Source organism: Priestia sp. TGN 0903 (genome assembly GCF_050846855.1).
In the GTDB taxonomy this organism is placed as follows: Bacteria; Bacillota; Bacilli; order Bacillales; family Bacillaceae_H; genus Priestia; species Priestia zanthoxyli.
Window position 1 is genome coordinate 170,062 of sequence record NZ_JBOZGL010000007.1, and the last position, 12,445, is coordinate 182,506.

The 12,445-nt window shown below is 38.3% G+C and carries 10 protein-coding genes; all 10 read right to left on the bottom strand.

Features of this window, described 5'->3' with window-relative positions; all coding sequences use genetic code 11:
• Positions 1-216 precede the first annotated feature (216 nt).
• Positions 217-2,496, bottom strand: a complete 2,280-nt coding sequence (locus ACRPLY_RS22210) for a sugar phosphate nucleotidyltransferase (protein WP_367030885.1) — start codon at positions 2,494-2,496, stop codon at positions 217-219.
• Positions 2,493-4,811, bottom strand: coding sequence for a glycosyltransferase (locus tag ACRPLY_RS22215; protein ID WP_432232112.1), 2,319 nt, complete (start codon positions 4,809-4,811; stop codon positions 2,493-2,495). Before ACRPLY_RS22215 ends, ACRPLY_RS22210 begins: the two co-directional genes overlap by 4 nt.
• Positions 4,804-5,298 carry a DUF4912 domain-containing protein gene (locus tag ACRPLY_RS22220; RefSeq protein WP_034271122.1) on the bottom strand — a complete coding sequence of 165 codons (495 nt, stop codon included), beginning with the start codon at positions 5,296-5,298 and terminating at the stop codon, positions 4,804-4,806. Before ACRPLY_RS22220 ends, ACRPLY_RS22215 begins: the two co-directional genes overlap by 8 nt.
• Before the next feature lie 67 nt (positions 5,299-5,365).
• Positions 5,366-5,572, bottom strand: a complete 207-nt coding sequence (locus tag ACRPLY_RS22225; RefSeq protein ID WP_165635141.1) for a hypothetical protein — start codon at positions 5,570-5,572, stop codon at positions 5,366-5,368.
• Between the two features lie 119 nt (positions 5,573-5,691).
• Positions 5,692-6,351 (bottom strand): phosphate signaling complex protein PhoU, encoded by a 660-nt coding sequence (gene phoU / locus ACRPLY_RS22230; protein WP_013059193.1) that lies wholly within the window; start codon positions 6,349-6,351, stop codon positions 5,692-5,694.
• Between the two features lie 22 nt (positions 6,352-6,373).
• Positions 6,374-7,171, bottom strand: coding sequence for a phosphate ABC transporter ATP-binding protein PstB (gene pstB, locus ACRPLY_RS22235; RefSeq protein WP_370506071.1), 798 nt, complete (start codon positions 7,169-7,171; stop codon positions 6,374-6,376).
• Positions 7,172-7,559: 388 nt separating this feature from the next.
• Positions 7,560-7,691 (bottom strand): hypothetical protein, encoded by a 132-nt coding sequence (locus ACRPLY_RS22240; RefSeq protein WP_321201870.1) that lies wholly within the window; start codon positions 7,689-7,691, stop codon positions 7,560-7,562.
• 126 nt (positions 7,692-7,817) lie between these two features.
• A complete protein-coding gene (locus ACRPLY_RS22245) occupies positions 7,818-9,995 on the bottom strand; it encodes a peptidoglycan D,D-transpeptidase FtsI family protein (RefSeq protein WP_033579690.1) in 2,178 nt (725 codons plus the stop codon).
• A gap of 161 nt (positions 9,996-10,156) precedes the next feature.
• Positions 10,157-11,434, bottom strand: coding sequence for an MFS transporter (locus ACRPLY_RS22250; RefSeq protein WP_047749833.1), 1,278 nt, complete (start codon positions 11,432-11,434; stop codon positions 10,157-10,159).
• A 129-nt stretch (positions 11,435-11,563) separates the two neighbouring features.
• Entirely contained in the window at positions 11,564-12,172 is a 609-nt protein-coding gene (gene sodA, locus ACRPLY_RS22255; protein ID WP_013059198.1) for a superoxide dismutase SodA, read from the bottom strand.
• Between the last annotated feature and the right edge of the window lie 273 nt (positions 12,173-12,445).

Below are 12,445 nucleotides of genomic sequence, written 5' to 3' on the forward strand. Positions count from 1 at the left end.
ATAAATCAGACTTTAATATAATATCATTTTTCGAAAGGAAATGCCAGTCTGTTTTTTTGAAGAAAGTCATTTAATTTCATTTCTTCACTTTTTCTTTCCTCTTAGAGTCCTGAGCTCCTTCTCTGCTACGCCTTATATATAGATGAAGTTTCTTAAAATAGGCGGAACTCTTTTTATGAGAGGCGTACTTCCTTTCTTTTAAATAAAATCCATTATTTACACTCTTTGATATTCTTGTATTTTTTCTACAAAATATGCCGACAGCTTCTTGGCAGTCTGAGTATTTAACGCCTCTGAATAAATATTTAATACAGGCAAGTGACCATCGGGCAAAATAAGCGTCCATTCATGAGGATCATGGTAAATTTTTAAACCATCAATGACATACACTTGTTTACCGATTGCTTCTTCTAATAACTTCTTCATCACTTGTTCTTGAATTTCTAGCGGACATGAAATATAGCGCCAGTTCATATAAGCGTGGGGGACATATTGAATCATTTCAGAAATTTTCCGCTGCTGCACCATAATTAATTCGATCAGCTGACATAAAGCGTACATGGCATCTAACTGAAATTGAACAGGCCCCAAAAGACTAAGCAAATCACGTTTTTTTGCTTTTGTCCTCATAAATGATTGATTGAGAGATTGAGCAAATGTTTCTAATGTGGATGAATAGTGTATAGGAATAGGAACGAATGCTACTTTTTTTGTCATGTATACGCTATAAATATAAAGCGACATAATTTCTGAGTCATTTACGCTGCAGCCTTTTTCATCATATAGAGCAAATGTTTCTCCATCTTCTTTAATCTGAATACAAAAAGACAGCTTATTTCGTTTAATTATTCGTTTGGTTTCTTCTGTTTTCTCCCACTTGTTTAAAAATAACACATGGATACGAAGACGCTTACATAATAATTCGACAACTTCCTGTATAAACGGTGAACAAATCACACCAATCCGCGTACTGTCTTCTAATAAAACATGCTGATTAATTGATTTTACTAAAGCATCACAATATTCTTCCCTGATATTTCCTATGCTTGTTTCTTTAATTGAAACAGAAGTCGTTATGTTTGCTTTTTTAGCTTGAAGATACATCCGCTCAATCTTTTTTTCAATAAGCTGATTAACTAATTGTCCTTTATTATCATATATTTCTAAAAACAGACCGCTGTTTTTGCTATCCACACCAATATAAATACCAATGCTCGCTTGTGAAGTCATCATGTAATATCGAAATACCGGAAGAGCTTCTTTTTTAATATCATACACAGCTGAATGATTACTCCGTAAAAAAGAAAAGCATTCTTTGCGAAGTTGAGTGGCTTCTCCTTCATCATCGCTTGCTAGACAGAACGATCCTTGATGTTTGCATACAAGTAATAACGCATTGTATAGTCTTTCTCGATCAACAGATGAATGTACATACAGGCGACCGTTTTTGAAGATAGAAACATCTGGTTTTACAGAAAGTTGAGGTAGCACTTGATTTTCAGCTACTGTATCTTGGACATACGTAGTCATTGCTTGAACATTTACATACGGACCTATCGTAGCGTTGTATAAAAACGATTCTGCCCCCACCGTTACGTTTTGAAGCAAAATCGTTTTATCGATTGCAGCATGTGCTTCTATGATACTATTGGTTCCGATAATCGTGTAAGGACCAATTGAAGCACCTTTTCTAATCACCACATTTTCTCCTACGTAAACCGGATCGTAAACAGTCACCCCTTCTTCTATAAGCGCGTCATCTGAGACAATACTTTCCTGTCTATCGCCAAACCACTTGCTCCACAGATCATAGTGTGCTTGACGATAATGGTGGATTTGCCCAATATCAATCCAATAATCCTCTGTTACAAAACTGCACACAGTATGATTATATTCCAAAAGAAGCGGGATAATGTCAAAGCTAAAATCTGTAGGACCATAAGAATTCACGTAATCAAGAACGGATTTTTTGATCACATACACTCCCGTATTAATCAATCGGCTATTGGCCTGTTCGTAGGTGGGTTTCTCTACAAATCCCGTGACTCGATTCCCTTCATCTATCGTCACCACTCCATAACCCCGCACGTCGTTTACTTCTTTTGTAACAATGGTCATTTCGCTTTTTTGTTCATAATGAAAATGAATAACGTCTTGAAGATTAATTTCTGTTAAGGCATCTCCACTAATAATAATACAGTCTTCCTCAATAAAGGCCTCTGCTCGCTTAATTCCGCCCGCTGTTCCAAGAGGCTCTTTTTCGATAAAATAAGTAAGCGTCACTCCCCACTGAGAGCCATCCCCAAAGTATTCAATAATTTGTTCATGCCTATACTGCAGCGTAATCCCAATCTCTGTAATTCCATGTTTCTTAAGCAGTTCAATGCTATATTCCATCACAGGTTTATCGTAAAGCGGCAGCATAGGCTTTGGAATCGTGTAGGTCAAGGGCTGCAGTCTTGTTCCTTTACCGCCAGCAAGTATAATGGCTTTCAATTTTTTGCCTCCCTCCTTTTTTTATCCTGGCAAATGTGATGTTGAAACAGCTTACTTGTATCGATAGCGATTTTCTCCCAGCTAAACATCGTTGTTGCTTTTCTATACCCATTTTCGCTGATTTTCGCAGCTATTTTTTCATTTTTTAACAAAAATTCAATACAGTTGATTAATTCGAGCGTATCTCCTCTGGCAAACGTCAGGCCCGTGTCGAAATGTGAAACAATATCGCTTAGACCTCCTGTATCGGCAACGATGGTTGGCTTCTTGGCTACCATCCCCTCTAAAGCCACAATTCCAAAAGGTTCATATAGACTTGGAAAAACAACCATTTTGCAAGCTTGAAGAAGTTGATTTCGTTCGTTATCGGTAATGTATCCAATAAAATACACGTATTTGTCTAATTGCTTTTCACTTACCTGTGTTCGAAATTCATGAAGTAAAGGCCCTTTTCCCGCCACAACAAATTGAACATCTATTTGTTTTTTCTTAAATAGTTCCGCTGCTTCAATAAATAGCTGAAATCCTTTTTCATATACAATTCGTCCAATTGAAAAAATAATAGGGGCCTTTCTAAAATTATATTTCTTTTGTAAACTTTCTTTTAACCGTTCATTTACTGCGTCGACTACCAGCTGCTTGTCAATTCCATTTGGAAATATAGCAATTTTATCCTGTTCTACGTGAAATAAAGTGATTAATTCTTTCTTCATATAGTCGCTGCAGACAATGATTGAGCTTGATTGTCGAATCAGCTCCTCTTCTTGCAAGTGAATTTTCTGCTGCATGTCATTATGAATACCATTATTGCGCCCATGTTCTGTCGCATGAATGGTCGTAATTAGCGGCCTATCCGTTTTATCTGCTAAACATTTTGCTGCGGATGCAACAAGCCAGTCATGAGCATGAATAACGTCAAAAGACAGCTTGTAGCCTAACTCCAGTCCTCTAAGAGCCATAGCCACGTTCAAACTGTTTACCCATGTCAAAAAATCCGGATGATGAGGCTGCAGGCTTTTAACTCTGTAAACGTGAACACCGTATAAACGTTCATATTCCGGCAGCCCCTCTACATACGTCGTTAATACACTAACGTGATGACCCGCTCTAGCTAACGCTCTGGATAAATCAAATACATGTCGTGCAAGTCCTCCGATAACTAGAGGAGGGAATTCCCATGCAAGCATTAAAATGGAGAGACCGCCTTTATATTGATTTACTGATAAAGCCGACGGCTCTATCTCTTTTACAGGGTATAAAAAAGAACTTCCTGAAAGAAAACTGTTTTCACTATCCATCCTTGGATTCTCTTCGTGACAGAGAAAATCAAACAGCTTTATTTGCCTTTCGTATTCACCCCTGACTTTTTCAAAAGTATAAAGCCAATCGCTGCTACTTAAAAGGAGCCACTGTCGGTAGATGGCATTCACCACGCTAGGATGTTTAAAATCGATCACACCTAGCATCGCCTCTGACTTCTGTACGGTTGAAATAAACAATTGATTGTTCTCACTGACAAATTCGGCGCTTTTTGTTGCACCGTAGAGTGCAAGAGTTTCGTTTTGATGAAGCTGTATATCCCTCGCGTAATCTAAAGGATATTGAAATGTACCGCTTGCTGCTTGCATTCGCTGAAAGCCAAGCGTGTCCTTCGCTTTCAAATCCAAAACAGCGCTCGCTTTATTCATTGTTCCTTCCTCAACTTGTTTTCCTTGCTTAGGATATGGAAACAAGATAATACCAGCAGGGGACTTTTTTAGTTCATCTGTTGATGACTTCACAAAGGTGTAGCGCATTTCATGAGATTTCAGGAGCATATCTACTTGATGAGTATACTCTCCTTGCTGTATAAAAAAACCGACGGGCTTTTTTTCAAAAAACTGTTGAAAAACACGTATTGCTTCTGTAATTTGGAGATTTAATGTTTGTTCTGTTTTAAGGATGGAAACGAACGCGTTCGTTACGGTAGTAGGAATACATTCCAGCATGTCATGCTGAAAGAAATATTTGCAGGCTGAGAACAAGCTCCCGTCCCACTTTTTTAAAAAAGTGAGTGCTCTCTGATGCTGCCGGCTTGAAAACTGGTGTAAATACTGAGCGTAACGAGTATTAAACTCCTCGTCGTTTAATACGTTCAAAAATACACAAGACATCACAGCTGTTGCACCTATCAATTTTTCAGACTCAATTTGATCTAAAAAAGGGATGAATTCGTTCGTTACTTGTTCAAACAGCGGATACTCACTCTCTGCTTGAAGTACATGTAGCAACGGATAATGCATATAAGTTAAAAGAATACAGTCATCACTATTCATATTGCTTCTTCACCTGCTCCAAGTCATTTGAATATAAGGAATATGTGCTAAATTCATTTTGAACACCCTGGTGAACTTTTACAGGTTCGTACATCCAGCTCAACGACGTTACATTCACTTGTTCATGCTGTTCTTTCATCAAATAAACCGGATTCGAACGAAGAAGGGAAAAAAAACTTCCTTCTTTATCTTGAATACCAATATCTATTACATACGTGCGCTCACTTTCCAAGCTATTCATAAATATGAAGTCTTGCTTAGGAGTAAGACCCTTCATATAATAGCGGTTTGATTCATGGCCGTTAAAATGAAGGCCTGTTATATCATACGTACACATAGCTAGATTCAATTCTTCCCATCGTGTCGAAAACATACTTTCTACCATTTCTCGAATATGCTCTGAAAACGACCAGTGAACATAAATACGAGATGAGTCAAGCTGAGTAGCTATACACACATTTAAGTTTTGAATAAGATTAGGAGCCACTGTTTTATCACTTCGTTTCTTAGATTGTTTTTTCTACATATAAATGCCGTATAAACTTATTAACATCTTACCATTCAGAAAAAGTTGCCACAATAAACGCAATTTGTCGATTTGTGTTAAAAAATCCAGGCCAGCAAATTGGATGCATGAGCCTGTATGAATCGTTTGTTACACCGCTGTTGATTTCCGTGCAAAATGTCGCTTTCCGAGGGCGGCGATGAGCCTCCTCGTCGCTTCCGCTTTTCCTGCAGGAGTCTTTGCCCTTCCCTCTCATTAACAGCTAGAAGCAGCTACATTAAACCTACGTTTCTCGATACAATGAAAAAAATCCGAACGATTCATCGTTCGGATCTTCCTTCAACTAAAACACTTTTGTCCCAGCCTCTTTTTCCACTATTCATTTAAATCGTAGCGTTTGCCTTTTACAAGGTAAAATACGCTTTCTGCTACGTTAGTGGTATGATCAGCCATACGCTCTAAATAACGGGCTACAAATAAAAGCTGTGTAATTTGATTCATAGCCTCCTGCTTTTCTTTAGCAAGACTTAAAAGTTCTTTAATTGTTATTCCGTAAAGCTCATCCACTTGATCGTCCATTTCCGCTACTTTTTTAGCCAACACAAGATCTTCTTCGTGATAAGCTTTTAACGAAAGGCTCAGCATTTCAATCGAAATATCGTGCATTTTCTTTACATGTTCTAACGGCTTAATTAATTCTTCGTTTCCAATTCGTATAGCTGATTTTGCTACATTAACGGCAAAATCTGCCATACGCTCAACATCCGAAGCAATTTTAATTGCCACAATAATACGTCTTAAATCAATAGCCACGGGCTGCTGCTTTGCAATCAGTAGGATAGCTAGGTCATTAATTTCTTCTTCTAAGTCATCCACGTATGAATCACCGTCGATAATTTCTAGCGCCAGCTCAACGTTACTTGTTTGCAACGCTTCAATTGATTTTGATAACGCCTCATGCGTTAAGCGCCCTATTTCTAATAATTTTTCACGTAATATCTTTAAATCACCATGAAACTTTTCGCGTACAACCACTCATCCCATCTCCTTGTATGTCTTAACCGAAACGACCTGTAATATAATCTTCTGTGCGTTTATCAGATGGCATTGAGAAGATTTTATCTGTTTCTGCGTACTCTACCACTTCTCCATTTAAGAAAAATGCTGTTTTATCTGAAATACGTGCCGCTTGCTGCATATTATGTGTAACAATAATAATGCTGAAGTCTTTCTTTAATTCTTGTACTAACTCTTCTACTTTTAATGTCGAAATTGGATCGAGTGCAGAAGTAGGCTCATCCATTAAAATAACGTCGGGTTCAATAGCCAAGCAGCGCGCAATACAGATACGCTGCTGTTGTCCACCTGACAACCCATTCGCATTTTGATTCAAACGATCTTTAACTTCGTCCCAAATAGCTGCTCCTCGTAAACTTTTTTCAACAATTTCATCTAGTTTTTTCTTGTTGCGAACGCCATGAATTCTTGGACCGTACGCGATATTATCATAAATAGATTTTGGGAACGGATTTGGTTTTTGGAAAACCATTCCTACTTGCGTGCGCAGCTCTTCCACATGGTACGATTTATCAAAAATATTTTTTCCTCTATACTCAATTTCACCTGATGTACGGACAATTGGCGTCATTTCTACCATACGATTTAACGTTTTAATATATGTTGATTTTCCGCAGCCCGATGGACCGATGATCGCGGTAACTTCGTTAGCATGAATGTCTAAATCAATATTTTTTAAGGCATGTGTGTTGCCATACCATAAATTCAAACCTTTTGTTTTATATACAATTTCTTTTGTTTGCGGAGTATTCACTTTTTCTTTGTTAGTCAATTCCATTGTTATTGCCATTGGATAATCCTCCTTCATCGTCTTTAACCGTTTTGAGCACAATAAAAGTCTCTCTATGTCTATTTAATATCTATTGTTTACTATTAGTGTAAATACATACGAGAAGCCGAACGCTTCCCCTTATTTTGATCATTTCTATTAATCCTTACACTTACAGAATAATAGCCGACTATTAATTGTGTTTTAACTCAATGTAAAGCTTTTGTAAATGAAGGCCTATCTGCGTGTTTTTTAGGTAAAAAACTAGTTCTTACGACCCTTAAATTCAATAAAAAACCATATATGTAAAGATTTCTAACAAAAAAGAAGAGGTTGAGACATAACTAAATTAATTTGATATAAAGATAAGTAAATTAGATAAATAAGCCAGTACGAATCACTTCTTCTGACACCACTGTTGATTTCCGTGCAAGCAGTCGGCCGGTGAGCCTCGTTGTCGCTTCCGCTCCTGCGGGGTCTCACTTCTTCCGCTTTTCCGGCAGAAGTCTTCGCCCTGCCCTCCAATCAACCGCTTAAAGCACCTACTTACATGAAATCTACGTTCACCCTCTCAATAAAAAAATCCGAACAGCGTTGATTCTTAATCAACGTCGTTCGGATCTTACTTCAACTAATATGCTTTTTCCCAGCCTCTTTAATTGGCGTCGTTTGCAATGACAGCCTGTTGATTCTCTTCTTGATCTTTTACTTCTTGTTCACCTTTTTTCTTTAAATCAAAATACGTATCGAGCGCAGAACGAGCAAGCTCTTTTGTAATGGTATTTGGTGCACTTGGCACAAATGCCGATGGTACCACGACAGCTACTGCAATTTCAGGATCATTTGCCGGAGCAAAGGCCACAAAGTTTGAATTATTAACTTTAATTGGATCCCCTCCGCTTGGGTTTTTCTCATAGGCTTGTGCCGTTCCAGATTTACCAGCAGGATTATAGTTCGCTGTATGGAAAGCTGCGTACCCTGTACCGCCTTGTTCCTGCGTAACCCGCTTAAAGCCATTTTGAACATCTTTAATGTATTCTTCTTTCATCGTGATACGATTTAACACATCAGGTTCAAATGAATGCTGCGTACCGCCAATTTCATCGGTTTTTATCGTTGGCTTTCGGATTTCTTTTACTAGCTGCGGCTTGATGCGATACCCTCCATTAGCTATTGCAGAAGTATATTGAACAAGCTGCAGCGGCGTGTACGTATCATACTGGCCAATTCCTAAATCAAGCGCTGTACCTGGAACATTGCTTCCGCCTTGTACACCTGTTGATTCGTTATCGAGGTTTATGCCTGTTGATACGCCTAAGCCGAACTGACTGTAGTACGAACGCAGTTCGCTGAATGTGTCAGGTTTAATCGGTAAAGTCATGTTCTTGTGGTACTGTAATCCAGCCATCGCCATTACCGTTTTAAACATAAATACGTTGGATGAATATTTTAACGCGGATGAATACGTTAAGGGTCCTAACCCCTCAGCCTCAGCTGATTTCTTAATTGGTGTTCCTTTAATTTTTAACGGTTCATCAACGAACACTGTGTTTGGCTTAATAGCTCCTGAATCTAAGCCAGCTAGAACCGTTGCCCCTTTTACAACAGAGCCCATTGTATAAGATGTTGAAATATTCCCTAATGCAAAATCTTCTATTTTAGGTACCCCAGTCTTCTTATCAATGGTGTATTTTTTACCTGCCATTGTTAAGATTTCTCCTGTGTGAGGATCCATCATAATCACAAAAGCACGGTCTAAAAACTGCGTTCCTTTCATTTTCTTTTTGGCTAAAAGCTGGTCCGTAATTTGTTTTTCTACCGCTTTTTGAAGCTCCATATCAATAGTTAAAACTAAATCACTGCCGCGTTCGCCTTTCGACACTTGAATTGTATCAAGGAGATTTCCTTTATCATCTGTTACATACTGGACTTTTTCTTTTTGACCGCTGAGCTGAGCTTCGTATTGCTTCTCTAAATAGCTCGTCCCAACTTGGTCATTTCGACTATAGCCTCTTGATAAGTAATACTGTACTTTATCTTTGGGCAGACCCTCGTTGGCAGAGGATACATTTCCAAGCAAAGTACGGAGAGTGCTGTTTTCTGGGTATGAGCGATCCCAATACGTTGTTGTATCAACACCCGGAAGTTCATCTAAATGCTCACTTACAACGGCATACTCTTCATTTGTCACACCGCTTTTAACAATTTGCGGGGTGTTAGAATACCCTGCCTCCATTTGGCGCTTAATAGCTAGAACTTCTAAATCACTCTTTAAACTTTCTAAATCTTTTTTAGAAATGCGGTCTAACTGACGTTGATACAGTTCGTCATCAGTCATTTCACCATCTTGAACTTTTTTACGATCAGCTTTCGTAATTTTCTGCTCCGCTTCTTTAGGGTGAAGCATAATCCAATAATCCTTCATGTCGCGTTCTGTAATTTTTACCACGTTTTTAGCATCTTTGTTCTTTCTATTTTCTGGAATATCAATCACATTTGTGGTGTAAGGAACATCGATCATAGTGGCTAACTTTTTAGCGATGCGCAGCCTTTCTTCAGCTGTATTTCCTTGAAAACGAGTATATGTAATCGTATTTAAAGAGGTATTATCTACAATTACGCGGTTATACCGATCGTACATTTTCCCTCGAGGAACAGGCGTACTGACTGTAACGTCCTGTGTTTTTTCGACTTCTCGTTCGTAATTCTCACCGTACACAATTTGAACAAGTCCCAACCGCAAAATTAATACGGAAAATAGGGCAAATACGGTCAAGAAAAGTAAGTTCACACGAAAAGGCACGTGACTTTTTCTTCTTTTTTTCTTTTTCATACCAACACCTACACTTTATAAAACATATATACCATAACACCATAAAATCAGACATTTAGCAAATAAATAGACACCTGGCAGGTGCCTATTTACACAACGTATTTATTCTAAAAGAAAAGCGAGGCATTTTCCATAGTACAAATGAAGGAGCTGATAATACTCTAAGCTGGAGACTCTCCGTCTCCTTCATTTAATACTGGAGGAGTAACAGTCGTTTCTTTTTTGTGCAGAGGCTGTGAGATATGTCTTACACAAAAATAAATGATCGTATGCCCTGCTCCAACAATAGCTAATAAAATGGGAATACTTTTTGCTTCATCAAAAAATAGTACGGCTATTAAAAATAAAGATATGGAAACAACGCGCCCAATATTCAGAAATACTTCTCTGACAACAATGTATTCGATTCTTTTTGAAACAACGTCCTTTGCTCGTCCAATCACATCGTACGTTAGAGAAATGAATGGAACCAACAAAATAGGATAGGCAATGGCAATACAAACAGCATATATAATTAACTTTGGATACGATAAGTTAAAGATAAGCAAAAAGACTGCTCCATAGAGAAGGAGGCCCCCGGTGAAAATAAATCGAAGGCGGTTTTTTTGCTTAATAAATCTTGAGGCTACATAGTATCCTACAAACGCCACCGCTGAATTCACCAGTCCATAAGTTCCTAAAGCTAATTCACTTCCCGTCGTAATAAATACCATAACGGATACGACAAAAATGAACGTACCTTCACGCAATCCTTGAAAGAAATGAGCCTGTAATATTCGATTCCAGTCTTTGTTGACTTTTCGTTCAGCCCACACTTCTTTAAATTTGTATACTCCTTCAGCTGCGCGTCTTGTAATAAAAAAACTAAGCACAACGGCACCGACAAACAATAGCAGAGATACACCAAACACAATTTTATACCCAAGTGATTCATACAAAGCGGAAATAACAAAGCCCGCTCCTAAAGGACCAATCATCCCTGCAAAAGAGTTTAAGATCCCTAAAAATCCGTTAAAAAAGTCTCTTGTATCAGGTTCTGTAATTTCAAAAGTTAGCACATTAAAAGCTAGCCAATAAAAGCCATATCCTATACCCAGCAGTCCACCAAGCAATACTAAATACTCGGCTGCGTTAGCTCCACTGACCAATACAGCGATATAAAAAACAGCTAAAAAAGATACGCCTAACCTTAAAACCACAACCCGGTCAATTCGTTTGGCCCATTTACCTGCTAAAATAAACGTAAGCGGCTGAAGCACCACTACCGCTAAATTATAAATAGCGAGATCCGAAAATTCGCCTGATTGTTTCCACAGATAAATGTTAACAAACGAATTGGAAATTGAAATAGCCAAGGCATAAAGACCGCCTATAATTAAAAGCAAAAGTAAATCTTTACTAACTTCTACATCTCCAACTACTTTTTTTAATAAAGGCATATCAAAAAACTCCTTTTCTCTTCTACACCTAGTGTGTGAAAAAGAAAAGGAGATATGTAAAAGAATTGGAAAACAAAAAAGCCAGTAAAGGTAATAATTACTTTACTGGCTCTTAAATACGTCTTCAGCTTATTTTGCAGCGTCGTAACGCTTAGCAACTTCGTCCCATTTTACAACATTAAAGAATGCTGAAATGTAATCTGGACGGCGGTTTTGATAATTTAAGTAGTAAGCGTGCTCCCAAACGTCTAGACCAAGAATTGGCGTTTTGCCTTCCATTAATGGGCTATCTTGGTTTGGTGTGCTTGTTACTTCTAATTCGCCGTTGTTTACAACTAACCAAGCCCAGCCAGAACCGAAGCGAGTTTTAGCTGCATTTGCAAATTCTTCTTTGAATTGATCAAAGCTGCCGAATTTGCTAGCGATAGCGTCTGCTAATTCACCAGTTGGAGCACCGCCGCCGTTAGGGCAAAGGATTGTCCAAAATAATGAGTGGTTCGCATGACCGCCACCGTTATTGCGTACTGCTGTACGGATATCTTCAGGAACAGCATCTAAGTTTGAAATTAACTCTTCAATACTTTTGCTTTCTAAATCCGCTTTGCCTTCAACAGCAGCGTTTAGGTTTGTAACATATGTGTTGTGATGTTTTGTGTGGTGAATATTCATTGTTTCTTTGTCGATATGTGGTTCCAGTGCATCGTATGCATAAGGTAGTTCTGGTAATTTGTAAGCCATGAATAATTCCTCCTTCAAAATATGTAAGCATTTTGGCGCAAAAGCACCATATACGTTTAGATTAGCAAATTTACCCTACTCTTTCAAATAAAAAGTACCTAATCCATGATTTATATTTACCTAATTCCCATTCGCTATTCTTTTAAACATAAAAAAAAGCTTCTTTTTCTCAAAAGAAGCTTTGAATAGACAATAGTATGGCGGAGGAAGAGGGATTCGAACCCCCGCGGGCTTTAACACCCCTGTCGGTTTTCAAGACCGATCCCTTCAGCC